Source organism: Neorhizobium sp. DAR64872/K0K18 (genome assembly GCF_050500175.1).
Classification (GTDB): Bacteria; Pseudomonadota; Alphaproteobacteria; order Rhizobiales; family Rhizobiaceae; genus Neorhizobium; species Neorhizobium soli.
The window spans coordinates 2,704,816-2,729,183 of the sequence record NZ_CP191446.1; the positions used below are offsets into that span (position 1 = coordinate 2,704,816).

The window sequence follows — 24,368 nt, forward strand, 5'->3', positions numbered from 1 at the left end:
GAGATCGCGATGAAGCGAGCCATCGTCACTGGCGGTGCCGGCCTGATCGGAAGCGGGATCTGCACTGATCTGGCCCACCACGGTTTCGAGGTCGCCTCGTTCGATTTCGTTGAAACGGCTGATGTCCCGAAGGGCGTCCAGCCGGTTCTCTGCGATGTCTCCGACGAAGCCTCGGTCGAGTCAGCCTTTGCGCTGCTCGGCTGGGACAGTCTCGACCTGCTCGTCAACAATGCCGGCATCGCCAGCCCGAACCATGGCCCGATTGCGCAACTGTCGCTGGCCGACTGGCGCCGCGTGACCGATAGCCATCTCACCGGTGCCTTCCTGATGACCCGCGCTGCGGTGCCGCTGATGTCATCAGGTGGGTCCATCGTCAACATGGTGTCGACGCGCGCCTTCATGTCGGAACCGGATACGGAAGCCTATGCCGCGTCCAAGGGCGCATTGGTCGCCTTCACCCACGCACTTGCGATCAGCCTTGGCCCGAAAATCCGGGTCAATGCCATCGCGCCGGGCTGGATCACCAATGAGACGACGCTGAGCGAGGAAGACCACGCACAGCATCCGGTCGGCCGCGTCGGCCGCCCGAAGGACATTGCCGACGCCGTTCTCTATCTGACGGGTGCGGGCTTCATGACCGGACAGGTCCTGACGCTCGACGGCGGCATGACGAAAAAGATGATCTACGCCGAATAGTGCTTACCGCACCTCGTCGGCGCGAAACCCGTCCGTTGCAGCCTTCCAGAAATCGGCATCCTCGTAATCGGTCGGATCCACGACGCCAGCGAGATGAAACGCTTCGCGACGCTCGACGCAGGTGCCGCACCGGCCGCAATGGTTTTCGCCACCCTTGTAGCAGGACCAGGTGTCGCCGAACGGTGTGCCATGCTTCGCGCCGTCGGTGACGATATCGGCCTTCGACCCATTCACATAAGGCGCCAGCAGCCGCACCGAGGCGTATCCGTCGAGCGCATGATCCTGCATCGTCTGGAACGCGTCGATAAAGCCCGGCCGGCAATCGGGATAGATGAAATGGTCGCCGCCATGGACGGCAATCGCCACCGCATCCGCGCTCTGTGCCGCCGCCACGCCGAACGCGACCGCCAGCATGATCGCGTTGCGGTTCGGCACGACGGTGACGCGCATGGTTTCCTCAGCGTAATGGCCGTCAGGCACGTCGAGATCGTCCGTCAGCGCCGATCCGGTCAGCTGGCTTCCGATCGAGCGCATATCGATGATCTGGTGGGGTACACCCAGCCGCGTCGCGCAAGCCGCGGCATAGTCGAGTTCCTTCCGGTGCCGCTGGCCGTAGTCGAACGAGACGAGCCCGATCAAATCCTGCTCGGCATCAATCTTGTGGGCAAGCGAAACGGAATCCAGTCCGCCGGAACAGACGACGATGGTCTTCATGGTTTTGGTCCTTGTTTTGTCGGGGTAGGCTGCGACCCGTGTGTCCGGCGGTTTCTAGTGCAAGAACATGCGCTTGTGAACACCTCCACACATCTCTAGGGTTGTCGGGTATGAAACGAACGCAATTTATTGGGCAGGAGGCCTCTTCATGAGCCTGGACGGTTTCGACTATTTTGTCATCGGTATCGTAATCCTCGCGATACTCCTGCTCTTTGCCCTCGTGAAGACCGTGCCGCAGGGCTATAACTACACCGTCGAGCGGTTTGGCCGCTACACGCGCACGCTGGAGCCGGGCCTCAATATCCTGACACCGTTCATCGAGCGCATCGGCGCGCGGATGAACGTCATGGAACAGGTGCTCGACATTCCCACCCAGGAAGTCATCACCCGGGACAATGCCAGCGTTTCGGCCGATGCCGTCGCCTTCTATCAGGTGCTCAACGCCGCCCAGGCCGCCTACCAGATCACCAATCTCCAGCTCGCCATCCAGAACCTCACGATGACCAATATTCGCTCGGTCATGGGTTCGATGGACCTCGACGAGCTGTTGTCCAACCGCGAAGTCATCAACGAACGGCTGCTGCGCGTCGTCGACCAGGCGGTTCATCCCTGGGGCATCAAGGTCACCCGCGTCGAGATCAAGGACATCCAGCCGCCGGCAGACCTCGTGCAGTCCATGGGCCGCCAGATGAAGGCGGAGCGCGAGAAGCGCGCCCAGATCCTCGAGGCCGAAGGCTCGCGCAACGCGCAGATCCTGCGGGCCGAGGGCGCGAAACAGGCAGCCGTGCTGCAGGCCGAAGGCGAGCGCGAAGCAGCGTTCCGCGATGCCGAGGCGCGCGAGCGTCTGGCAGAAGCCGAAGCGCGCGCGACGCAGGTCGTCTCCGAAGCAATCGCCTCCGGCAACGTGCAGGCGATCAACTACTTCGTGGCGCAGAAATATACGGAAGCGCTGGTCGAGATCGGCAAGGCGAACAATTCCAAGATCGTGCTGATGCCGCTTGAAGCCTCGTCGCTGATCGGTTCGCTCGGCGGCATCGGCGCCATCGCCAAGGAAGTCTTCGGAGATGGCGACGGCCCTGCCCCGGCAGCGCCCCGCACGCAACCCGGCCAGCCTTCGCGCACCACCCGCAGCACGCCAAGCGTGACCGCCGTCATCCCGCCCTATACGCCCTCCTCCGACAAATGAGGCTGCAATGATCATCGATCTGGTACGCAGCCTCGGCTCGTGGAGCTGGTGGCTCCTCGGCCTCGTCCTGCTCGCAGCAGAACTTGCCGTTCCCGGTGCCTTCCTGATCTGGATCGGGCTTGCCGCCATCATCATCGGCGCGCTGTCTCTGGCTCTCTGGGATACCGGCATCTGGGCTTGGCAGGTTCAGCTTTTGCTGTTTGCTGTGCTCTCGGTCGCACTGGCGCTGGTCGGGCGTCGCTTCTATTCGGGCCGCGGCGGCATCAGCGATCAGCCGAACCTCAACCGGCGCGGCGAAAGCCTCGTCGGGCGCACCGCAACGCTGCACGAGCCGATCGCGGAAGGTCGCGGACGGATCAGGCTTGACGATACGTGGTGGTCGATCATCGGGCCGGACCTGCCAGCCGGCACGCAGGTGGTGATCATCGAATCAAATGGCCGCGATCTTCGCGTCGAAGCAACGGCGACAGTCTTGCGTCCCACCTGAAACTCAGATGGGTTTCAGGCGACGCCGACGCGCAGCAGATCGTGGAAATGGACGATGCCGATCGGGCGCTGATCTTCGCCGACGACGAGAAGTGCACCGATACTGTACTGGTTGAGAAGCGCAAGAGCCGCAGTCGCCAGCGTATCCTTGCCGACAGTCTTCGGGCGCACGGTCATGACCTCGTCCACGGACATCTTCGTCAGGTCGACGTCGAGATGGCGCGCAATGTCGCCATCGGTGACGACGCCGACAAGCCGGCCCTCATCATCGGTAACACCGACGCAGCCGAACCGCTTGCGCGACAGTTCCTGCACCGCTTCCGGCATCAGAACGCCCTGGCGCACCAACGGAATGCTGTCGCCGACATGCATGAGGTCGCTGACATGCGACAGCATGGCGCCGAGCTTGCCGCCGGGATGATAGACGCGGAAATCGGTTGCCGAAAAACCGCGCGCTTCCAGCAGCGCAACAGCAAGCGCATCGCCCATCGCAAGCTGCATCAGCGTCGAGGTGGTTGGAGCCAGTCCGTGCGGACAGGCTTCCTGTTCCTTCGGCAGAAGCAGAACGACATCGGCCGCTCTGCCGAGCGCTGAGACCTCACCAGACGTGAGTGCGATCAAAGGAATAGAAAAGCGACGGGTGAACGATACGATCCCCTGCAACTCGGCGGTCTCGCCGCTCCAGGACAGCGCCAGCACGACGTCGCCAGGCGCAATCATGCCGAGATCGCCGTGGTTTGCTTCGACCGGATGAACGAAGAAGGCCGGCGTTCCTGTCGAGGCAAAGCTTGCAGCGATCTTCTTGCCGATATGGCCGCTCTTGCCGATGCCGGTCACGATGACACGACCGCTGATGCCACCGATCAGCTCGGCCGCTGCGCGGAACGGGCCGCCCAGGCCATTCTGAAGGGCATGATCAAGGGCTACAAGGCCCTGTTTTCCAAAGGCAATCGTCCGCAGGGCGGAATCAATGACATCGACCTCTGCGGCCTGCAACGCTCTCTTTATCATGTCGCAGGCTTAGCGCTTTTTCCTGGTCAAGTCCATCGCATTAGCCGCTGAGCAAGTATTGCGGACTTCAAGAAAACAATGCGTCGATCTTCGAAACCGGTCGCTGGCTAGAGTGTCGCTGAGCAAGGAACGGACCATGCAACGGAAAATCGTACGGCTGTTGGCGTTCATCAGCAACGAGTCCTGCGTTTCAAGATTTTCGCGGAATAAATAGGTCCAACAGGACCCAGCACACTGCAGCCTGATGACGAACGGAGCCCCCTCGAATGTCGAGACGGCTCCTTCTATGGCATTTCGCAGACTGCAATCAGCAAGTGGTGGCACTTCCGTCGCAGGTGAGCTTTCCTGCTATGTTGCTAAACTGGTTATTTAAAGCGCCGCCGAGCGTTGTTGCGCCGGCAATCAAAGCAACGGAAATGAGTGCGGCAATGAGGCCATATTCGATGGCAGTCGCGCCCGACTCATCCTTCATCATGCGTGCAAGAATTGACATATAACTCTTCCCTGACTCGCCCCTCGGAACGGAATTGCTCCGATGTCAAGTTTCTATACTTGAACTGTAGATACATTTTCTTAATGCGCTTCAACAAATCCAATGTGTGTAAATGTCACGTTTGACTTGGTTAAATCACCGTAAACGCGCGAATTCGCCTGCCTGGGCAACCGGCGTTTGTGCCCTGCGACCATCCATGCGCGCTGGGAATGTTCATGCAAATGTAGTGGCATCTCCTGGCGAGTGGACGGATAGCGTGAAGGGCAGTCGCGCAGCCCCACGCGGCCGGTTTCACCAACTGTTAACCATAAACTAACCCTTTCGAGGCATACTTCGCGATAAATCCGACAAGGTGACATTCGTGTTTCAAAGCATACACTTAGCCAGGACGGACCTGTGGATGCGGAGCGACGCTGGACTTTGCCTTTGGATCAGCTTTTCCGATTTCCGGGCAGTCCGATGATTATCAGCAGGACAAAAGCCACGACGCTTTCGTTGCGCGGCCGTGCGTATGGACTGCTGCTTGCCGGCTCGGCGCTGATCCTCCCGTCGGCTGCCGTTTCGCAGAGCCTTTTTCCAGACAGCGGCAGCGCGCTTCCCGCCATTCCCAGCAGCCAGGTCGGAACAGCCGGAACATCGACGATTACCCGCAACACCCCGACTGCACCGGTCGGCGGGACGATTCCCGGCATAGTCGCCGTCGCCGGAGACGAACGGACCGCCGATACGACGGCGCAACAAAGTGCGGCCGCGCGTGTTCAGGAGCCGGAAGTCGATCTCAACCAGCCGATCGGTCCGTCCGATCTCGAGCCGCTCGATGATGGTCCCGAGGCAATCGATCCGCAGGAGGCTCCGCGTCAAGAGGTGGATCCGACCGGCATCCGGCTCGGCACGTTCATGCTGCGCCCGTCCATCAATCAGAGCATCAACACAGAAATCACCCGCGAGAACGGATCGAAGGAAACGCGCAATTACGCGGCAACCGGGATTCGCGGAACGCTGACCTCCGACTGGTCACGGCATGCGCTGACAGTTACCGGCGAAACCACGATCGAGCACAATTTCACCAAGAGCAAGGAAGGCGAGGATCCGGAGGGCAAGATCAGCGCGGATCTGCGTCTCGATCTTGCAGACGATACCGTTGCGCATCTGACCAGCGGTTACAGCTTTACCCGTGAGGACAATGACGACCCGAACGCCGTCGGTGGCGCCGACGTCCAGTCCGGCGTGCACCTGTTCCAGACCGGGGCCTCGATCGGTCGCGACATCGGCAAGATCAGAGCACTCGCCGCCGTCAACGGCTCTCGATATGTCTATACCGAGGCAAAGCTTGCGGACGGCGGCACGCTCAACATGAAAGACCGCAATCGCAGCGGCATCGATGGTCGACTGCGCCTCGGCTATGAACTTTCGCCTGCCCTCATCCCGTTTGGGGAAATCGCATCTGGCCACACATTCTACGATCGCAAACGCGATGCTTCTGGCTATCAGCGCTCATCGCAGACCTATGCCGCACGCACCGGCGTCGAGTTCGATTTCGGCGAGAAACTGCGCGGCGAGTTGGGAACGGGCTATGAGGTCGTCGACTACGAGGATAACCGCCTCAAGAATGTCGGTGGCATCAGCTTTGATGGCGATGCGACCTGGTCACCACAGCGCGGCACCGACGTCAATCTCGGTCTGCGCACGACAGTCCAGGATTCCACAACGCCCGGCGAAGGCGGATGGGTGGAGTATGAACTCACCGCAGCGCTTGCGCACGAGATGCGCGACAGCGTCGTGGCACGCCTGAGCGGCAGCACCGTGTTCCGCAACTTTGATTCCGGTAGCGAAGACGAGGTCACCTGGCTTGCCGGCGCGGGGATAACATGGGCGATTAACCGCTATCTCGATCTCACGAGCGACGTTGAATACGAGAAAACCACGGGCGGCACCGAACAGAACATCGTTCGCGCGGGCATGGGGCTGACTCTGAAGCGATAGCGCCCATCAGGCAATCACGTTTCCGTGACATCTATCCCGGTACTGCCGCCACTCGGCGCCAATGCTTCGACATGTGTGCCTTCACAATAGGCATAAAGTACGAAGTCGCGCTAAACGGCCCGGGATCGGAATGGGTTCTGTCTCCAACATACCTTCCCGCGAACAATAATTTCCGCACTGCAGCAATCGCTGCTCCAGCTACTCCTCCAGCGCATGGCTTCTCCAGCCGATCACGCCGTCCATGCACGTTGTACAAAGCTTGCACCCGGGCTTCCGCCCACTTCCCCTCAGGACTGTGCGCAACATATAAGCGGTCACGACGAATTGTCGCAGTGCAGCATTAATGCACTCCATCGATACATCCTGATAGATTAGAGGCTCAACGTGGCTGGAATTCCAACAGACAGCGCGACCACACCGCGCACAGCAACAAGTTCGACGGCAGGTAACAATTACCGCTTCGCTCTCGTTGCCCTGACTTCCCTGTTTTTCATGTGGGGCTTTATCACCTGCCTGAACGACATTCTGATCCCGCACCTGAAAAACGTCTTCCAGCTCAACTATACCCAGTCGATGATGATTCAGCTGTGCTTCTTCGGCGCCTATTTCATCGTGTCGCTGCCGGCCGGCGCGCTTGTGAAGCGCATCAGCTACAAATGGGGCATCGTCGTCGGCCTGCTGATTGCAGCGATCGGCTGCGCGCTGTTCATCCCGGCTGCCAGCTACCGCGTCTATGCGCTGTTTCTCGGCGCGCTGTTTGTGCTGGCAAGCGGTGTCACCATTCTGCAGGTTGCCGCCAATCCCTATGTAACAGAGCTGGGCGCCCCTGAAACTGCCTCGAGCCGGCTGACGCTGACCCAGGCCTTCAACTCGCTCGGAACCACGATCGCACCGCTCTTCGGCGCCTTCCTCATCCTGTCGGCCGCGACCGGCGACATCCAGAACGCGAGCGGCGAACAACTCGAGGCCTTGCGCCTCGCAGAGGCGGATGCCGTCCGCTTCCCTTACATGCTTCTGGCAATCGCCTTCCTCGTGCTGGCCGCCGTCTTTGCAGCCCTGAAGCTGCCGCATGTCGAAACGGAAGACACGACGGTCGCTGAAGGCGGCGAACGGAGCTCCGCGTGGGCCTACCGTCACCTCGTTCTCGGCGCGATCGGCCTGTTCGTCTATGTCGGCGCCGAAGTGTCGATCGGCTCGTTCCTGGTCAATTACCTGGCAGAACCAAGCATCGCCGGCATGCCGGAATCGGAAGCCGCCCATTACGTCGCCTATTTCTGGGGCGGCGCCATGATCGGTCGTTTCGTCGGCGCCTATGTCATGCGCTTCGTCGACGACGGCAAGGCGCTGGCGTTCAATGCCGGTGTTGCGATCCTGCTGATCCTGCTCACGGTGTTTGCGGGCGGCTCGCTGGCAATGTGGTCGGTCCTCGCCATCGGCCTGTTCAACTCGATCATGTTCCCGACCATCTTCAGCCTGGCACTTAAGGGTCTTGGTCGCCACACCAGCCAGGGATCGGGCATCCTGTGCCTGGCGATCGTCGGCGGTGCCATCCTGCCGGTCGTTCAGGGCATGCTGGCCGATACGGTCGGCATCCACCTCGCCTTCCTGATGCCGGCGATCTGCTACCTCTACATCGCCTACTACGGCCTCAAGGGTCACAGGGCCGCCTGATCGAAGGCATGGATCCCTGAAACGAAAAACGCCCCCGCGATCGTCTCGCGGGGGCGTTTTCTTTTGCAGTAACGGATAGGCTTACATCAGCTTCGAGACGAGCGCCTTCAGCGGCTCTTCGATCGCCGGGCGAATGTCCGGGCGCTGCAGGGCAAAGGCGATATTGGCCATGATGAAGCCGTCCTTGGCGCCGCAGTCGTAGGTCTCGCCCTTGAAGTGGTAGCCGGCAAATTCCTGGCTCTTGGCCAGCGCCAGCATGCCGTCGGTCAACTGGATCTCGTTGCCGGCGCCACGTTCCTGGGTTTCCAGGATCTTGAAGATCTCCGGCTGCAGGATGTAGCGGCCGTTGATGAAGAAGTTCGAAGGGGCCGTACCCTTGGCAGGCTTCTCGACCATTTCGGTGATCTTGAAACCGTCGCCGACGGTCTCACCCTTGCCGACGATACCGTACTTGTGGGCCTGGTCCGGATCGCATTCCTCGACCGCGAGAACGTTGCCGCCGGTCTGGTCGTAAAGTTCGACCATGCCCTTGAGGCAGCTCTTTTCCGACGACATGATCATGTCCGGCAACAGGACCGCGAAGGGTTCGTTGCCGACGATGTCGCGCGCACACCAGACGGCGTGACCAAGACCGAGCGGAACCTGCTGGCGGGTGAAGCTCGCCGTACCGGCCTTCGGCAGGATATGCGAGAGCAGCGTCAGTTCGGCATTCTTGTTGCGCTCGCGCAGCATCTGCTCGAGTTCGAACTGAATATCGAAATAGTCTTCGATCACACCTTTGCCACGGCCGGTCACGAATACGAAATGTTCGATGCCGGCTTCCGCCGCTTCATCGACCACATACTGGATGACCGGCTTGTCGACGACCGTCAGCATTTCTTTTGGCACAGCCTTTGTGGCCGGCAGGAAGCGGGTGCCGAGGCCCGCAACAGGGAAGACTGCTTTACGAATTTTCCGTTCTTGTGACACTCATGCCTCCTGATGCATTTCGCTGTGCGGTTTCGGGTCTTTTGTCGGCTGTAATAAACATTTGCTACCTTTTAGCAAAGATCTGCCCCGGCCGCGCGTTTCATGGTAAAGAATTTGTTGACCCTATCCTGTTATCACATCGTTGAGCCGCATCCCGATCTCGCCATGATGGCCAGAATAAAAATGGACCGACTGCCGATGAAAAAAATCAGCCCCAATCGCTTCCGCGCAACGATCTTCTCGCTTGTCGCCGGCCTTGCCATATCGACCTGCGCGATAGATGCCCGCGCCGATGCCGGTTTCAAGACGTGGGTTGCAAATTTCTATTCGACTGCTGCCAAAAGCGGCATCAGTCGCTCGACCTATGATCGCGCCTTTGCAGGCATCAGCGGTCCCGATCAGGAAGTCCTGCGCAAGGCCGAGTACCAGCCGGAATTCAAGTCGAAAATCTGGGATTATCTCGACAGCCGCGTCAATCCCTACACGGTCAAGATCGGCCGCGAAATGGCTGCCCGCCATGGCGCGACGCTGAACGCCGTGGAGCGGCATTTCGGTGTCGACAGAAACATTCTCCTCGCCATCTGGTCGATGGAATCCAACTATGGCGCAGCTCTGGAAAATCCCGAACGTCTGCACCACGTGCCGCAGGCACTGGCGACGCTCGGGTGGGGCGATCCGAAGCGCGGCAAGTTCGCGCGCAACCAGCTGATCGCCGCCTTGAAGATCCTGCAGGCAGGCGACGTATCCCCCAAGCAGCTGACCGGTTCCTGGGCAGGCGCGATGGGCCATACCCAGTTCATCCCGACGAGCTACCTGCTCTATGCGGTCGACGCTGATGGCAACGGCAAGCGCGACATCTGGCATTCGGTTCCCGATGCGCTGGCGACCTCCGCCAACCTCCTGGCCAAGAACGGCTGGACTGCCGGCAAGACCTGGGGCTACGAATCCGTGCTTCCCGCCGGCGCCGCAAAATACGAAGGCCAGAGCAAGACCTTGGCGCAGTGGGCAGCGCTGGGCTTCCAGCGTCCGAACGGCAAGGGTTTTCCGCGCGGAGCAGACCGCGCGACATTGAAGCTGATGGCCGGCGCGAACGGTCCAGCCTACCTGATGCTCTCCAACTTCTTCACCATCAAGCGCTACAACGCAGCCGACAGCTACGCGCTCGCGGTCGGTCTTCTCGCCGACGAGATCGCAGGTTTCGGCGGTGTACAGCAGTCCTGGCCGCGCCCCAACGGCACGCTCGACATCAAGGAGAAGTTCGAGCTGCAGAGCCGCATGAAGGAACTCGGCTATTACGAAGGCGAAGTGGACGGCAATTTCGGCTCCGGCTCGAAGGCCGCGATCTCCGCCATTCAGAAGCGCCTTGGCATGCAGCCGGATGGCGAGCCGTCGCATTCTCTTCTCAAGGCGATCCGTTGAGGCTAGCATGCGATGCGCCGCATCGTGAACGGTGCGGCCAAAAGGCATGAAAACGATGAAGCTCTTGCGCCACAACAGGCCAAACCGACGCCTGGTCCGGACGGTATTCATGGTAGCGACCAGCCTCGTGCTGTCGCTGCCATCAACCGTTTCGTTTGCCCAGGACGGCAGCGATCGGCGCAACCTGTTCAACATGCTGTTCGGTGCGCCGCGCACAGAGCGATATGAACGCTACGAACGTCCGACCCGGCGATATGACCGGCAGGATGGATCGATCATCGAGATGGCGCCACGCCGGCAAAGAAGCCGTGCCACTCCGCAGGCTGCGGTTCCCCGCGCGAGGACGGCGCCGATACCCTTTCAGCCCCAGGCCGAACCCGTCGCCAAACTGGAAACCGCCAAGAAAATACTCGTTATCGGCGATTTTCTCGCCGGCAATATCGGGGGTGAGCTGGAAACGACGTTTGCGACCTCCCCGGGGGTTTCGATCATCAGCCGCAGCGACGGATCCTCCGGCCTGGTGCGCGACGACCATTACGACTGGCTTGGCCAACTGCCGGCTATTCTCGACGAGGCCAAACCCGCGATCGTGGTCGTCATGCTGGGTGCCAACGACCGCCAGCAAATGGACACCGCCAGCGGCCGCGAGAAATTCCGCACGGATGCCTGGTTCAAACAATATGAAACCCGTGTCGCGGAGCTTGCCGGCATGATCGCGCAGCGCAAGCTGACGCTGCTTTGGGTCGGCCTGCCGGCGTTCCAGTCGCCATCGATGATGGCGGACGCGGTCACGCTCAACACGCTTTATCGGGGACAGGTGGAGAAGGTCGGCGGCGAATTCGTCGACATCTGGGACGGCTTCGTCGACGAGGACGGCAGGTTCGTCCTGACTGGCTCGGACGTCAACGGACAGCAGGTACGCCTGCGTAATTCCGACGGCATCACGCTCACCAAGCCCGGCAAGGAAAAGCTCGCCTTCTATGTCGACAAGGTCCTGCGCCGGCATCTGGGTGACATGGCAAGCCCCGATCTCGCCAAATTCGACAGCAGCACTCTCCCGCCGCTCCAGACACTCGAATCTCCTGCCAACCCCGAAGTGCCCGTACGGCCGATCAGCCTAGTTGACCCGGAGCTGGACGGCGGCCAGGAGCTTCTGGGCGGCAATGCGCCACCGGCCCGTCTGACGGAAACGCCGCGCGACAAACTGGTCAAACGCGGCGAACTTGACCCCGCCCCGGCCGGTCGGATCGACGACTACCGGCTCACGACCCAGTAGGTCTTTGACACGAGCGCGAGCTCTCGCCTGTAGCTTCGTGAAAAAACGTGCTACATAGTCATAAATTCCCAGTTCAGACGTGCATGGCCTAGCTGATCTCTTTTATCGGAGTGCCCGCATGAACCTGCTTTTTCGCGTTATCGTATCCACGATTCTGCTTGCGACGCCGGTCCTTGCAGAGGTTCCGCCGTTTCCATCCACCTTCAGGACCCAAACTGTCCATGTCGGCAACGTAGACATCCATCTTCGGATTGGTGGCAAGGGACCTGCCGTCGTTCTGCTACATGGCTACGGCGAAACCGGCGACATGTGGGCGCCGCTGGCTGCAAAGCTCGAGATGGATCATCTGGTCATCGTTCCCGATCTTCGCGGCATGGGTCTGTCATCACACCCCGAAGGCGGCTTCGACAAGGCGAGCCAAGCCCGCGACCTGGCCACCATTCTGAACGGACTGCACATTGATCGTTTCGCGCTGGTCACGCACGATATCGGCAACATGGTGGGCTTCGCCCTCGCGACGCAGCAACCCGCTCGCGTGACCCGCTTCGCGCTGCTCGATGCGCCCGTTCCCGGCATCGGCCCATGGGACGAGATCCTGAAAAACCCGCTTCTCTGGCATTTCCGCTTCGGGGGGCCGGACATGGAGCGTCTCGTCGCCGGGCGCGAGCGCATCTATCTGGACCGGTTCTGGAACGAATTTTCCGCCGACCCAAAGCGGTTCGACGAAGCATCCCGCAAACACTATGCCGCCCTCTATGCCTTGCCAGGCGCCATGCATTCCGGCTTCGCCCAGTTCGCGGCCTTCGACCAGGATGCGATCGAAAACCGCGCCTGGGAAGCCACGGGCGCAAAACTGGAAATGCCCATTCTGGCCGTTGGCGGTGAAAAGTCCTTCGGGCCGGGCATGGCGGCGGTCATGCGCACCGCAGCCACGCAGGTCAGCGAAGGCGTAATCGCCGATGCCGGCCACTGGCTGATGGAAGAACAGCCGGATGCCACCATCAAGATGATCGACGCGTTTCTCTCCAGCAGCGAGTGATGCGATCGTTAGACCAGACGCTTATCGTGGAACGCAAGCGTCGCCTAAGCAGCAATTCGGGTCGATCCTTGTGATGACCGTCTGAGCGCAGGAATCCGATCGTGAAAGTAATGATCCGAGCGATGCACAGCGTATCGAGGAGGCCAAGATCGATTGCGGGATGGTCATGGGCAAGCATGACCTGATTCTGCCGAAACGAAAACGGCCCCTCCCCGCAAAACGGAGAGAGGCCGTTCATTTTAACAAACCGGTTAGCGCGGCAGAACGCTCGATCCCATCAGCGCTTCGTCGATGGCTCGTGCTGCCTGACGGCCTTCGCGGATCGCCCACACGACCAGCGACTGGCCGCGGCGCACGTCGCCGGCGGTCCACAGCTTGTCGACCGAGGTCTTGTAGTCGCGTTCGTTGGCGATGACGTTGGTGGAGCCGCGACGGTCGACGTTGAGCGCCAGCTTGCCGTCGAGTTCGGACAGCACGCTGTCGGTTGCCGGACCGGAGAAGCCGATGGCGATGAAGGCGAGATCGGCTTTGATGATGAAGTCGGTGCCCGCGATCGGCTGGCGGCGATCATCCACTTCGCAGCAGCGAACGCCGGTCAGCTGGCCGTCTTCTCCGACGAATTCGAGCGTTGCTACCTGAAACTCGCGGATCGCGCCTTCGGCCTGGCTGGACGAGGTGCGCATCTTGGTGGCCCAGAATGGCCACACCGCGAGCTTGTCTTCCTTTTCCGGCGGCTGCGGGCGGATGTCGAGCTGGGTCACCTTGACGGCGCCCTGGCGGAACGCGGTACCGACGCAGTCGGACGCCGTATCGCCACCGCCGACGACGACGATATGCTTGCCACCGGCAAGGATCGGCTCGGCGGCCCAGGCGACGCTGTCGATATTTTCGCGTCCGATGCGGCGGTTCTGCTGCACCAGATACGGCATCGCATCATAGACGCCATGCAGATCCGTGCCGGGAATCCCGGCCGGACGCGGGGTTTCCGAACCGCCGCAATAAAGCACCGCATCAAATTCAGCCGTCAGTTCCTCCACCTTCTTGTCGACGCCGATATTGACGCCGTAATGGAAGGTCACGCCTTCGCCGGTCATCTGCTCGACGCGGCGGTCGATGAAGTTCTTCTCCATCTTGAAATCCGGAATGCCGTAGCGCAGCAGACCGCCGGCCTTGGACTCGCGCTCGAACAGATGCACGTCGTGACCGGCACGCGAAAGCTGCTGGGCCGCGGCCATGCCGGCAGGACCCGAACCGATCACGGCGACCTTGCGGCCGCTCTTCACCGTCGCCGGCTGCGGCACGATATACCCGAGCTCATAGGCCTTGTCGGCAATCGCCTGCTCGACAGTCTTGATCGCGACAGGCGCATCTTCGAGATTGAGCGTGCAGGCTTCCTCGCACGGCGCGGGACAAACGCGACCGGTGAATTCCGGGAAGTTGTTGGTGGAATGAAGGTTGCGGATCGCCTCCTCCCACTTGTTGTTGTAGACGAGGTCGTTCCAGTCGGGGATCTGGTTATGAACAGGGCAGCCGGTCGGGCCATGGCAATAGGGAATGCCACAGTCCATGCAGCGGGCTGCCTGTTTCGTCACTTCCGCATCCGACATCGGAATGGTGAATTCGCGGAAATGGCGGATACGATCGGACGCCGGCTGGTACTTGCCAACCTGCCGGTCGATTTCCATGAATCCCGTAACTTTGCCCATAGTCTTTCCCTCAGTTCACAGAGGCGGCCATTGCGGCCCCCAGTACCAGTAGGCGAAACCGATCACCGCCCCCAGCACCACAAATTCCAAAACTAGCGCACCATTGACCAGTGCGGCGACCGTTGGAACGGCCGCGGCGATTGCCACAGCCACTCCGGCATGAACGATGCGTCCCTTGCGGTTCACTCCGCAGCCACGCCCATCCGCATCCGTTCCATCTCCACCAGTGCACGGCGATATTCGACCGGCATGACCTTGCGGAATTTCGGACGGAACTCGCTCCAGCGGTCGAGAATGTCCTTGGCGCGGGTCGAGCCGGTATAGTGCATGTGGTTGGAGATCAGCTGATAGAGCCGCTCCTCGTCGTGACGCGTCATGTCTTCGGAAACGTCCACGCGTCCCTTGTGCATGATGTCGCCGCCGTGATGGTGCAGCTTTTCCAGCATGTCGTCTTCTTCCGGAACCGGCTCCAGTTCCACCATCGCCATGTTGCAGCGCTTGGCGAAATCGCCCGTCTCGTCGAGCACGTAAGCCACGCCGCCCGACATGCCGGCTGCGAAGTTGCGGCCGGTTTCGCCGAGAACGACGACGATGCCGCCGGTCATGTATTCGCAGCCGTGGTCGCCCACGCCCTCGACCACCGCGATGGCGCCCGAGTTGCGGACGGAGAAACGCTCGCCGGCAACGCCGCGGAAGTAGCACTCGCCGGTCGTTGCGCCGTAAAGCACGGTGTTTCCGACGATGATCGAGTTCTCGGCGACGATGTTGGAGTTTTCCGGCGGCCGCACGATGATGCGTCCACCCGACAGGCCCTTGCCGACATAGTCGTTGCCGTCGCCGATCAGATCGAACGTGATGCCGCGTGCGAGGAATGCAGCGAACGACTGACCGGCCGTGCCGCGCAGCGTCACATGGATCGTATCGTCCTTCAGGCCCTTCTGGCCCCAGCGCTTGACCAGCGCACCCGACAGCATGGCGCCGACGGAACGGTCGACGTTCTTGATCGGCACTTCGAAGACCACAGGCTCCTTGCTTTCAAGGGCTGCCTGCGACTTCTCGATCAGCTTGCGGTCGAGAATATCGTCGATCGGATGCTTTTGCCGCTCGGTCCAGTAGGTCGCAGACTTCGGAGCCTCAACCTTGTGAAACAGCTTGGTGAAGTCGAGACCCTGCGACTTCCAGTGCGCCAGCATGTCGTCCTTCTCGAGCAGCTCGGAAAGGCCGATGATCTCGTCGAACTTGGTGAAGCCAAGCGATGCGAGGATCTCGCGCACTTCCTCAGCCACGAAGAAGAAGTAGTTGATCACGTGTTCCGGCGTGCCCTTGAAGCGCTTGCGCAGAACTGGATCCTGCGTCGCGACACCGACGGGGCAGGTGTTGAGATGGCACTTGCGCATCATGATGCAGCCGGCGGCAATGACAGGCGCCGTCGCAAAGCCGAACTCGTCGGCTCCGAGCAGGGCACCGATGATGACGTCGCGGCCGGTCTTCAGGCCACCATCGACCTGCAGCGCGATCCGCGACCGTAGACCGTTCAGCACCAGTGTCTGCTGGGTCTCGGCAAGGCCGATTTCCCAAGGAGAACCCGCATGCTTCAGCGATGTCAGCGGCGAAGCGCCGGTGCCGCCGTCGAAGCCTGCGACCGTGATATGGTCGGCGCGTGCCTTGGCAACGCCGGCCGCAACCGTGCCGACGCCCACTTCCGAGACCAGCTTGACGGAGATGTCGGAGGTCGGGTTGACGTTCTTCAGGTCGTAGATCAGCTGCGCCAGATCTTCGATCGAGTAGATGTCGTGATGCGGCGGCGGCGAGATGAGGCCGACACCCGGCGTCGAGTGACGGGTCTTGGCCACGGTCGCATCCACCTTGTGGCCGGGCAACTGACCGCCCTCGCCGGGCTTTGCGCCCTGCGCCACCTTGATCTGCAGCATGTCGGCATTGACCAGATACTCGGTCGTCACGCCGAAACGGCCGGATGCGATCTGCTTGATCGCCGAACGCTCCGGGTTCATCGAACCGTCGGCGAGCGGCAGATAACGATCGCTTTCCTCGCCGCCTTCACCGGTGTTCGACTTGCCGCCGATGCGGTTCATGGCAATCGCAAGCGTCGTATGCGCCTCACGGGAAATCGAGCCGAACGACATGGCGCCGGTCGAGAACCGCTTGACGATATCGACTGCGGGCTCCACCTCGTCGAGCGACACCGGCTTGCGGCCGGACCGTTCCGCCGACTTGATCTTGAACAGGCCGCGAATGGTGTTCATCCGCACCGCGCTCTCGTTCACCATTTCGGCAAACTCGCGGTAGCGATCCTGGCTGTTGCCGCGCACGGCGTGCTGCAGGGTGGCGACCACATCCGGCGTCCAGGCATGGCTTTCGCCACGCATGCGGTAGGCATATTCGCCGCCGATATCGAGCGAGGAGGCCAGAACCGGATCCTTGCCGAAGGCTGCGCGGTGGCGGGTGACGGTTTCCTCGGCGATATGATCGAGACCGATACCTTCGATCGACGTCGCTGTGCCGAAGAAATACTGGTTGACCAGCTCCGTGTTCAGACCGACGGCATCGAAGATCTGGCCGCCGCAATAGGACTGGTAGGTCGAGATGCCCATCTTGGACATGACCTTGAGAATGCCCTTGCCGACCGCCTTGATATAGCGCGAGACGATTTCGGAACTGTCCACTTCCTTCGGAAACTCACCGCGCATGTGCATGTCGGTCAGCGTATCGAAGGCGAGATAGGGGTTGATTGCTTCTGCACCATAACCGGCGAGAAGGCAGAAATGGTGGATCTCGCGCGGCTCGCCCGATTCGACGACGAGACCGACCGAGGTGCGAAGACCCTTGCGGATCAGATGGTGATGCACGGCAGCAGTCGCCAGAAGCGCCGGGATGGCAATCCGGTCCGGTCCGATCTGGCGGTCGGAGAGGACGATGATGTTATAGCCGCCCTTGACCGCCGCTTCCGCACGCTCGCAGAGGCGATCGAGCATTTCCGGCATGCCTTCGGCACCGCGCTCGATATCATAGGTGAAATCGAGCGTCTTGGTGTCGAAACGGTCTTCCGTGTGACCGATCGAGCGGATTTTTTCCAGATCGCCGTTGGTGAGGATCGGCTGGCGCACTTCCAGACGCTTGGCGTTGGCGGCACCTTCATGGTCGAGAATGTTCGGCCTCGGCCCGATGAAGGAGACGAGGCTCATGACGAGCTCTTCGCGGATCGGATCGATCGGCGGATTCGTCACCTGCGCGAAATTCTGCTTGAAATAGGTGTAGAGCAGCTTCGACTTTTGCGACATCGCCGAGATCGGCGTGTCGGTGCCCATCGAACCCACGGCTTCCTGCCCGGTCGTCGCCATCGGCGACATCAGGATCTTGGTGTCCTCGGATGTGTAGCCGAATGCCTGCTGGCGATCGAGCAGCGATACGTCGCGGCGCAGCGCGCGCGGTTCAACCGGCTTCAGGTCCTCGAGGATCAGCTGCGTGCGATCCAGCCACTTTTCGTAAGGATGGCGGGTTGCAAGCGTGGTCTTCAACTCCTCGTCGGAGATGATCTGACCCTTTTCCATGTCGATCAGCAGCATCTTGCCCGGCTGCAGACGCCACTTCTTGATGATGCTTTCTTCCGGCACCGGCAGCGTGCCGGCTTCGGACGCCAGAATGATGCGATCGTCGTCCGTGACGAGATAACGCGCCGGGCGCAGACCGTTGCGGTCAAGCGTCGCGCCGATCTGGCGGCCATCGGTAAAGCAGACGGCAGCCGGACCGTCCCATGGCTCCATCAGAGCCGCATGGTACTCGTAGAACGCCTTGCGCTCCTTCGACATCGACTGGTTGCCGGCCCAGGCTTCGGGGATCAGCATCATCATCGCATGCGCCAGCGAATAGCCGCCACGCAGCAGGAATTCGAGCGCGTTGTCGAAGCAGGCCGTATCCGACTGGCCCTCGTAGGAGATCGGCCAGAGCTTGGAAATGTCGTCGCCGAACAGTGGCGAGGACACCGACGCCTGACGCGCCGCCATCCAGTTGACGTTGGAACGCAGCGTGTTGATTTCGCCGTTATGGGCAACCATGCGGTATGGATGCGCGAGCTTCCAGGACGGGAACGTGTTGGTGGAGAACCGCTGGTGCACGAGGGCGACAGCACTTTCAAACCGCGGGTCGGCCAGATCCTTGTAATAGGCGCCGACCTGATAGGCGAGGAACATGCCCTTGTAGACGATCGTCGTCGATGACAGCGATACCGGATAGAAGCCGGTTTCCTGGCCGCCGAACTGATCGTAGATACGGTTGGAGATGACCTTGCGAATGAGGAAGAGCTTGCGCTCGAAATCCTGATTGGTCGCGGCATCGCGGCCGGCGCCAATGAACACCTGGAGGTGATAGGGCTCGGTACCGGCAATATCCGGCGCCTTGGACAGCGAGGAATTGTCGACGGGCACTTCGCGGAACCCGAGGAACTGCTGGCCCTCTTCGGCCGTCACATCGACGATCACCTTCTTGAAGTGCTCGATCTGATCCGGGTCGCGCGGCAGGAAGAAGTGACCGACGGCATACTCGCCAGCCTTGGGCAGAGTGATGCCCTGCTTTGCCATTTCCTCGCGGAAGAACTTGTCGGGGATCTGCAGCAGAATGCCGGCACCATCGCCCATCAGCGGATCAGCGCCGACGGCGCCGCGATGGGTGAGGTTTTCCAGAATGAACAAGCCGTCCTTGATGATCTGGTGCGACTTCTGGCCCTTCATATGGGCGATGAAGCCGACGCCGCAGGCATCGTGCTCGTTGCGCGGGTTGTAAAGGCCTTGTGCTGCCGGAATGCCGGAGGCAATGAATGGCAGACGCTGTTCGACGCCCGAGCCAGCTTCCGCCGCGGTCGCGGTGGCGGGCAGACAGTGCACTTCAGGAACATTCTTCGTCATTGCTATTCCTCCTGTTGGCCACTCACGATCGAGCTTGCAAACGGCGTATTCTTCATTTCACCCGAAGAAATGCCTCGTCCTTTCAGGTGGCAGACTGCTGAAGCAGGAAGCCCTTGAGAGTGCGAAGCATACCCTTGAACACGTCGACGGTCACCGCTCGGAAGCGAAAAACCACCTTCAGTTCAAAAATTAGGACAACATTTCTGTCCTAATTCTCGAATTTTATGACATATGTGCCGCCTGTCTTCAATCCCCGGCCCACGAAAAAGTTAAAGCTAAACGACACTTGATTACTGGTTGCGATGCCAGCTTGAAATAATCTTGCGCCGCGAATGACAAAACTCGGCTTTGATTACGCGGCACGAGCAGACACCGCTCATTCGGCACGTTTCCGGATTGATCAACGGTCCAAAAGGCTTATGGTCCGCCTCGCTCAAAGCCCCGCATCTTATCCCACATCGCTTGCAAGGTACCGTCATGTTCTTCGCCTCGGACAACTGGGCTGGCGCCCATCCCGCAATCAATGAACGCTTGTCGAAGGAATCCACCCGCTTTGCCGCGGCCTACGGCAACAGCGAGCTCGACCGCTCGATCGAGGCTCGCTTCAACGAGATGTTTGAACGCGACGTCGCCGTCTTCTTTGTCGCGACCGGCACGGCAGCCAATTCGCTAGCGCTTGCCAGCGTCGCCCGCCCCGGCGGCCTCACCTTTTGTCATTCCGAAGCGCATGTGATCGAGGACGAATGCGGAGCACCCGACTTCTTCTCGGGCATGCGCATGGTCGCGGTCGAGGGCCCGGCCGGCAAAATGCTGCCGGAAAACCTCGTGGAGCGCATCTCACGCTACCCGCAGGACGCCATTCACCACGGCCGCGCCGCCGCCATCACCATGACGCAGGCAACAGAAGTCGGCACGATCTATACGCTCGATGAAATCGACGCGATCGCAAAGATCGCCAAGGACAACGGTCTGCCGCTGCACATGGACGGCGCCCGCTTCGCCAATGCTCTGGTCGCGCTTGATTGCTCGCCCGCCGAGATGACCTGGAAGCGCGGCGTGGACGTGCTGTCCTTCGGCGGCACCAAGAACGGCTGCTGGTGCGCCGAGGCGATCGTGTTCTTCAATCCTGATCTCGCCAAGGATTTTGCATTCCTGCGCAAGCGCAGCGCACAGCTGTTTTCGAAATCGCGCTTTATCGCAGCCCAGTTCGACGCCTATCTGAAGGACGACCTGTGGATGGGTCTCGCCGGCCATGCCAACACCATGGCCGATCGCCTGCGCACCGGCTTCGGCGCGCTCAACAGCGCCCGGCTTGCCTGGCCGACGACATCGAACGAAGTGTTCGCGGTCCTGCCGAAAGCCTCCGCCAAGGCCGCCGAAGAACAGGGCGCACGCTTCTACAACTGGCCGGCGCCCCGCGACATTCCGGAAAAGGTCAAGGCAGACGAAGTGCTCATCCGCATGGTCACATCGTTTGCGACCACGGAAGAAGACGTCGACCAGTTCCTGTCGATCTGCGCTTCCACCTAATCGTCAGCCCTGCTTTTGCGGCGCAATCTGCGCCGTAATCAGGCTGGACAGGGCCTCGACCAGCGCTGCATCTGCGCCGCGCCTGGAAATCAGCACGAACTCGACATCCTGCAGCGTTGGCAAACGGTCCCCGGTGATCTCCTTGAGGCCTTCGGGCGCCATGCTGCGCGGCTGCACGAGCACGCCCATTCCCGCCCGCGCCGCAGCCGTCAAACCGCTGAGACTGCCGCAGGTGCAGACGATCCGCCAGGACATACCGGCTCCATCCAGCGCCTCTTGCGCCACCCGCCGCGTGATCGAGGGCGACGGGAAGGCGATCAGCGGCAGAGCATCGGTCCGGTCGATCATGCGCTCCGGATCCCGCGCCAGCCACACAAGCGGCTCGCGGTAGAGCAGACGCCCATGGGTTTCCCCCACATGCCGTTTGGCGAGAACCAGATCGAGATCGCCCGCGTCCTGCATCTGATTGAGCACGGCCGACAGCGCGACGGTCAGCTCCAGATCGACGAGTGGATGCAAACGAATAAAATCTTCGAGAATGCCCGTCAGCCGGCTCGCAACCACATCCTCGGAAACGCCGAGCCGCAATCTGCCACGCAGCCGGCTTTCGCCGAACAGCGAGGACACCTTGCTGTTGAGATCCAGCATTCCGCGCGCATAGCCCAGCAGCGCCTCCCCTTCCGTCGTCAGCCGCACGTGGTGCGTATCCCGCGAAACGAGCTGACGCCCGAGCGACTTTTCCAACCGCTGGATATGCTGGGTAACGGTCGACTGCCCGAGCCCCAGCCGCGCTGCCGTATCGGTAAAACTTCCCGTCTGCTCCAGCACGAGAAAACTGTTCAGGTGATGCAGGTTGAGCATGGTTATCCGACTTCACGATAGCTGTTAGTGTTTGCATTCAAATTCATGATAAGCGAAGACAGCCTCGACAAACAATGAAATCGTCGAAGGATTTTCCATGCGCCGCTACCTGCCGGATCGCTTCACCGTCATGCTCGTCTGCACCGTCATCCTCGCCTCCTTCCTGCCGATCCAGGGCGTATGGGCGGAATGGTTCGGGGTGGCGACAGACATCGCCATCGGCCTCCTCTTCTTTCTGCACGGCGCTCGCCTGTCGCGGGATGTGGTGGTCGCAGGCGTCCTTCACTGGCGCCTGCATCTGACGATCCTTCTGACGACGTTTGCGATCTTCCCGATCCTTGGGCTCATGATCGGTTTCGTTCCGGAAGACATCCTGCCGGCACCGCTTTACATGGGCATCCTCTTCCTCTGTGTGCTGCCGTCCACCGTGCAGTCGTCGATCGCCTTTACCTCGATGGCGGGTGGCAACGTGCCGGCGGCAATCGTTGCGGCATCCGGTTCCAACATTCTCGGCATGTTCCTGACCCCGCTTCTGGTCGGCCTGCTTCTGTCGACGACCGGCGACGCCGGCGTTTCGACCGATGCCATCCAGAAGATTGGTCTTCAGCTTCTGGCACCGTTCATCGCCGGCCAGATCCTGCAGCCGTGGATCGGCAACTGGATCCGCTCCAAGAAGAAGATCCTCTCGCCCGTCGACCGCGGCTCGATCCTGATGGTCGTCTACCTCGCCTTCTCGGAAGCGGTCATCGAAGGAATCTGGAGCCGATTTTCGGTGAGCGACATCGCGGCAGTCGTCGTCATCGACATGCTGCTTCTGACCGTCGTTCTCTGCATCACCATGTTCGGCAGCAGGCTTCTCGGCTTCAAGAAGGAAGACGAGATCACCATCACCTTCTGCGGCTCCAAGAAATCGCTCGCAAGCGGCGTACCGATGGCCAACGCCATCTTCTCCGGCCAGTCGGCCTCGATCGGCGCCATCGTCCTGCCGATCATGCTGTTCCATCAGATCCAGCTGATGGCCTGCGCCGCGATCGCCCAGAAATACGCCGAGCGCGCCAGGGCCAAGGAAGAAGCCCTCGCCAAGGTCGCCGCAGCCTGAAACCGGCGTACAGACCTTAAGGTCTGCCAATCAGGGCCGAAGCTTTGGTCCTGATTTCCTGAAGCTCAGAGGCTGAAACACGGCTCTTGCGTTCGGCGCGGCGTGAGCGCCAGTCGAGGCTTTTTACCTGATCTGCAAGGACGCATCCTTTGTCGTCCTTCAGAACGACCTCGAATGGATACCCTTTCACCTTCGTCGTCATCGGGCAGCAGAGCATCAGTCCGAAACGATTGTAGCTTGCGGGACTAAGGACGACTGCAGGCCGCCGCCCCGCTTGCTCGTGTCCGGACTGAGGCGAGAAATCAAGCCAGAGGATGTCGCCGGCATCGGGAACGTTGGACTGAGCGTTCACAACGCTTCTCTGCCGACCGGCGCACCAAAGTCGGCCTCGTCATGCAGATTGGTGGCGTTCATACCGGCAACAAGGTGGTCTAGCGTTGTGTCCAGTTCGGTAACAGCCTGGATAACGATACGGCCGTTTTCTTCGGATACTTCGACGACGGAATCCGGCTTGAGGTTTGCCGCTTCCATGACGGCTGCCGGAATGCGAACAGAAGCGCTGTCGCCCGATTTCTTGACAGTAACACGCATCGGCACTCCCTCACGTTGAAGATCAGGCTGAGATAATGTCGATACGGTAGGCCGCCCGGCAAACCCGGTCAATGCCAACCAAAAACGCCCCCTCCCGGCGTGGGAAGAGGCGTCTGTATGCTACCCGTGACTGGAGGTCATTGGGCTGTCATTACTCTCCGTGGCGGGTCAGTTGACCTGCTGCGGAGCGATCTGTGCTTCGATCGTCTTGACGCTGTCGGACGCATCGGCCGCAATCGAGATACGGCGTGGCTTGAGCGCTTCCGGAATGTTGCGCACCAGATCGATGTGCAAGAGACCATTCTTCAGCGAAGCGGTTTCGACTTCCACGTGATCGGCGAGCTGGAAGCGGCGCTCGAAGGCGCGCTTGGCGATGCCGCGGTAGAGATATTCGGTCTCGGCACCGGCTTCGTCATCGCTCTTCTCGCCCTTCACGGTCAGCGAATGGGCCTGGAATTCGATCGAGAGTTCCTTCTCGTCAAATCCCGCGACAGCCATCGTGATGCGATAGGTGTTGTCGCCGGTCCGCTCGATATTGTAGGGCGGATAGCTCTGCGCCTGATCGCCAAGGTTGCGATTGTCAAGTAGATTGAAGAGACGGTCGAAACCGACGGTGGAGCGGTACAGGGGGGAAAAATCGACGTGACGCATAAAGTCCTCCATTGAAGCGACGTTGCGGTTTAGGTTTGGCGTCTCACCCCGTTCTGGCGATGAAGACC

The 24,368-nt window shown here is 60.8% G+C and carries 20 protein-coding genes; 10 read left to right on the forward strand and 10 right to left on the reverse strand.

Annotated elements, in window-relative coordinates; translation table 11 throughout:
• Positions 1 to 9: 9 nt before the first annotated feature.
• On the forward strand, positions 10 to 696 hold the full coding sequence (locus tag ACQY1P_RS18815) for an SDR family oxidoreductase (RefSeq protein WP_430254871.1): 687 nt from the start codon (positions 10 to 12) through the stop codon (positions 694 to 696).
• Between the two features lie 3 nt (positions 697 to 699).
• Here ACQY1P_RS18815 and queC read toward each other — a convergent pair whose 3' ends face one another.
• Positions 700 to 1,410 carry a 7-cyano-7-deazaguanine synthase QueC gene (gene queC, locus ACQY1P_RS18820; RefSeq protein WP_430254872.1) on the reverse strand — a complete coding sequence of 237 codons (711 nt, stop codon included), beginning with the start codon at positions 1,408 to 1,410 and terminating at the stop codon, positions 700 to 702.
• A 148-nt stretch (positions 1,411 to 1,558) separates the two neighbouring features.
• On the opposite strand from queC, the gene ACQY1P_RS18825 reads away from it, so the two are divergent.
• Both ACQY1P_RS18825 and ACQY1P_RS18830 read left to right on the forward strand, forming a co-directional pair.
• Positions 1,559 to 2,596 (forward strand): SPFH domain-containing protein, encoded by a 1,038-nt coding sequence (locus ACQY1P_RS18825; protein WP_430242420.1) that lies wholly within the window; start codon positions 1,559 to 1,561, stop codon positions 2,594 to 2,596.
• A gap of 7 nt (positions 2,597 to 2,603) precedes the next feature.
• Positions 2,604 to 3,083 (forward strand): NfeD family protein, encoded by a 480-nt coding sequence (locus tag ACQY1P_RS18830; protein ID WP_430254874.1) that lies wholly within the window; start codon positions 2,604 to 2,606, stop codon positions 3,081 to 3,083.
• A 14-nt stretch (positions 3,084 to 3,097) separates the two neighbouring features.
• On the opposite strand, the gene ACQY1P_RS18835 is transcribed toward ACQY1P_RS18830, so the two are convergent.
• Entirely contained in the window at positions 3,098 to 4,093 is a 996-nt protein-coding gene (locus tag ACQY1P_RS18835) for a KpsF/GutQ family sugar-phosphate isomerase (protein WP_113109756.1), read from the reverse strand.
• Between the two features lie 307 nt (positions 4,094 to 4,400).
• Positions 4,401 to 4,586 (reverse strand): Flp family type IVb pilin, encoded by a 186-nt coding sequence (locus ACQY1P_RS18840; protein ID WP_062460949.1) that lies wholly within the window; start codon positions 4,584 to 4,586, stop codon positions 4,401 to 4,403.
• A gap of 459 nt (positions 4,587 to 5,045) precedes the next feature.
• On the opposite strand from ACQY1P_RS18840, the gene ACQY1P_RS18845 reads away from it, so the two are divergent.
• Positions 5,046 to 6,569, forward strand: a complete 1,524-nt coding sequence (locus ACQY1P_RS18845) for an outer membrane beta-barrel protein (protein WP_139283774.1) — start codon at positions 5,046 to 5,048, stop codon at positions 6,567 to 6,569.
• A 393-nt stretch (positions 6,570 to 6,962) separates the two neighbouring features.
• Positions 6,963 to 8,240 carry an L-fucose:H+ symporter permease gene (gene fucP, locus ACQY1P_RS18850; protein ID WP_244474112.1) on the forward strand — a complete coding sequence of 426 codons (1,278 nt, stop codon included), beginning with the start codon at positions 6,963 to 6,965 and terminating at the stop codon, positions 8,238 to 8,240.
• A gap of 81 nt (positions 8,241 to 8,321) precedes the next feature.
• Here fucP and galU read toward each other — a convergent pair whose 3' ends face one another.
• Positions 8,322 to 9,209, reverse strand: coding sequence for a UTP--glucose-1-phosphate uridylyltransferase GalU (galU, locus tag ACQY1P_RS18855; protein ID WP_062460958.1), 888 nt, complete (start codon positions 9,207 to 9,209; stop codon positions 8,322 to 8,324).
• A 198-nt stretch (positions 9,210 to 9,407) separates the two neighbouring features.
• On the opposite strand from galU, the gene ACQY1P_RS18860 reads away from it, so the two are divergent.
• The 3 genes from ACQY1P_RS18860 (at position 9,408) to ACQY1P_RS18870 (ending at position 12,943) form a co-directional block, all read left to right on the forward strand.
• Positions 9,408 to 10,628 (forward strand): lytic murein transglycosylase, encoded by a 1,221-nt coding sequence (locus ACQY1P_RS18860; RefSeq protein ID WP_082472037.1) that lies wholly within the window; start codon positions 9,408 to 9,410, stop codon positions 10,626 to 10,628.
• Positions 10,629 to 10,737: 109 nt separating this feature from the next.
• A complete protein-coding gene (locus ACQY1P_RS18865; protein WP_430254877.1) occupies positions 10,738 to 11,904 on the forward strand; it encodes an SGNH/GDSL hydrolase family protein in 1,167 nt (388 codons plus the stop codon).
• A gap of 118 nt (positions 11,905 to 12,022) precedes the next feature.
• Positions 12,023 to 12,943 carry an alpha/beta hydrolase gene (locus ACQY1P_RS18870; protein WP_325263139.1) on the forward strand — a complete coding sequence of 307 codons (921 nt, stop codon included), beginning with the start codon at positions 12,023 to 12,025 and terminating at the stop codon, positions 12,941 to 12,943.
• A 251-nt stretch (positions 12,944 to 13,194) separates the two neighbouring features.
• Here the strand turns inward: ACQY1P_RS18870 and ACQY1P_RS18875 are convergent, their stop codons facing one another.
• A complete protein-coding gene (locus ACQY1P_RS18875; RefSeq protein WP_325263141.1) occupies positions 13,195 to 14,649 on the reverse strand; it encodes a glutamate synthase subunit beta in 1,455 nt (484 codons plus the stop codon).
• Positions 14,650 to 14,831: 182 nt separating this feature from the next.
• Complete coding sequence (gltB, locus tag ACQY1P_RS18880; RefSeq protein WP_430254880.1) at positions 14,832 to 19,568, reverse strand: glutamate synthase large subunit; 4,737 nt, start codon at positions 19,566 to 19,568, stop codon at positions 14,832 to 14,834.
• A gap of 477 nt (positions 19,569 to 20,045) precedes the next feature.
• Here gltB and ACQY1P_RS18885 point away from each other — a divergent pair, with 477 nt between their 5' ends.
• Entirely contained in the window at positions 20,046 to 21,098 is a 1,053-nt protein-coding gene (locus tag ACQY1P_RS18885) for a threonine aldolase family protein (RefSeq protein WP_113109752.1), read from the forward strand.
• A 3-nt stretch (positions 21,099 to 21,101) separates the two neighbouring features.
• Here the strand turns inward: ACQY1P_RS18885 and ACQY1P_RS18890 are convergent, their stop codons facing one another.
• Positions 21,102 to 21,959 carry a LysR family transcriptional regulator gene (locus tag ACQY1P_RS18890; protein WP_062460971.1) on the reverse strand — a complete coding sequence of 286 codons (858 nt, stop codon included), beginning with the start codon at positions 21,957 to 21,959 and terminating at the stop codon, positions 21,102 to 21,104.
• Positions 21,960 to 22,056: 97 nt separating this feature from the next.
• Between ACQY1P_RS18890 and ACQY1P_RS18895 the strand changes: the two genes are divergently transcribed.
• Entirely contained in the window at positions 22,057 to 23,058 is a 1,002-nt protein-coding gene (locus tag ACQY1P_RS18895; RefSeq protein WP_430254882.1) for a bile acid:sodium symporter family protein, read from the forward strand.
• 16 nt (positions 23,059 to 23,074) lie between these two features.
• Here the strand turns inward: ACQY1P_RS18895 and mazF are convergent, their stop codons facing one another.
• From mazF to ACQY1P_RS18910, 3 genes are all read right to left on the reverse strand, one after another.
• Positions 23,075 to 23,410 carry an endoribonuclease MazF gene (gene mazF, locus ACQY1P_RS18900; RefSeq protein WP_113165486.1) on the reverse strand — a complete coding sequence of 112 codons (336 nt, stop codon included), beginning with the start codon at positions 23,408 to 23,410 and terminating at the stop codon, positions 23,075 to 23,077.
• Positions 23,407 to 23,649 carry an AbrB/MazE/SpoVT family DNA-binding domain-containing protein gene (locus ACQY1P_RS18905; protein ID WP_430254885.1) on the reverse strand — a complete coding sequence of 81 codons (243 nt, stop codon included), beginning with the start codon at positions 23,647 to 23,649 and terminating at the stop codon, positions 23,407 to 23,409. Before ACQY1P_RS18905 ends, mazF begins: the two co-directional genes overlap by 4 nt.
• Before the next feature lie 168 nt (positions 23,650 to 23,817).
• Positions 23,818 to 24,300, reverse strand: a complete 483-nt coding sequence (locus ACQY1P_RS18910) for an Hsp20 family protein (protein WP_062460976.1) — start codon at positions 24,298 to 24,300, stop codon at positions 23,818 to 23,820.
• Positions 24,301 to 24,368 lie beyond the last annotated feature (68 nt).

Coding starts and splice junctions, on each gene's coding strand:
- ACQY1P_RS18815 (WP_430254871.1), top strand. CDS start 10: ATGAAGCGAGCCATCGTCACTGGCGGTGCCGGCCTGATCGGAAGCGGG.
- queC (WP_430254872.1), bottom strand. CDS start 1,410: ATGAAGACCATCGTCGTCTGTTCCGGCGGACTGGATTCCGTTTCGCTT.
- ACQY1P_RS18825 (WP_430242420.1), top strand. CDS start 1,559: ATGAGCCTGGACGGTTTCGACTATTTTGTCATCGGTATCGTAATCCTC.
- ACQY1P_RS18830 (WP_430254874.1), top strand. CDS start 2,604: ATGATCATCGATCTGGTACGCAGCCTCGGCTCGTGGAGCTGGTGGCTC.
- ACQY1P_RS18835 (WP_113109756.1), bottom strand. CDS start 4,093: ATGATAAAGAGAGCGTTGCAGGCCGCAGAGGTCGATGTCATTGATTCC.
- ACQY1P_RS18840 (WP_062460949.1), bottom strand. CDS start 4,586: ATGTCAATTCTTGCACGCATGATGAAGGATGAGTCGGGCGCGACTGCC.
- ACQY1P_RS18845 (WP_139283774.1), top strand. CDS start 5,046: ATGATTATCAGCAGGACAAAAGCCACGACGCTTTCGTTGCGCGGCCGT.
- ACQY1P_RS18860 (WP_082472037.1), top strand. CDS start 9,408: ATGAAAAAAATCAGCCCCAATCGCTTCCGCGCAACGATCTTCTCGCTT.
- ACQY1P_RS18865 (WP_430254877.1), top strand. CDS start 10,738: ATGGTAGCGACCAGCCTCGTGCTGTCGCTGCCATCAACCGTTTCGTTT.
- ACQY1P_RS18870 (WP_325263139.1), top strand. CDS start 12,023: ATGAACCTGCTTTTTCGCGTTATCGTATCCACGATTCTGCTTGCGACG.
- ACQY1P_RS18875 (WP_325263141.1), bottom strand. CDS start 14,649: ATGGGCAAAGTTACGGGATTCATGGAAATCGACCGGCAGGTTGGCAAG.
- gltB (WP_430254880.1), bottom strand. CDS start 19,568: ATGACGAAGAATGTTCCTGAAGTGCACTGTCTGCCCGCCACCGCGACC.
- ACQY1P_RS18885 (WP_113109752.1), top strand. CDS start 20,046: ATGTTCTTCGCCTCGGACAACTGGGCTGGCGCCCATCCCGCAATCAAT.
- ACQY1P_RS18890 (WP_062460971.1), bottom strand. CDS start 21,959: ATGCTCAACCTGCATCACCTGAACAGTTTTCTCGTGCTGGAGCAGACG.
- ACQY1P_RS18895 (WP_430254882.1), top strand. CDS start 22,057: ATGCGCCGCTACCTGCCGGATCGCTTCACCGTCATGCTCGTCTGCACC.
- ACQY1P_RS18905 (WP_430254885.1), bottom strand. CDS start 23,649: ATGCGTGTTACTGTCAAGAAATCGGGCGACAGCGCTTCTGTTCGCATT.
- ACQY1P_RS18910 (WP_062460976.1), bottom strand. CDS start 24,300: ATGCGTCACGTCGATTTTTCCCCCCTGTACCGCTCCACCGTCGGTTTC.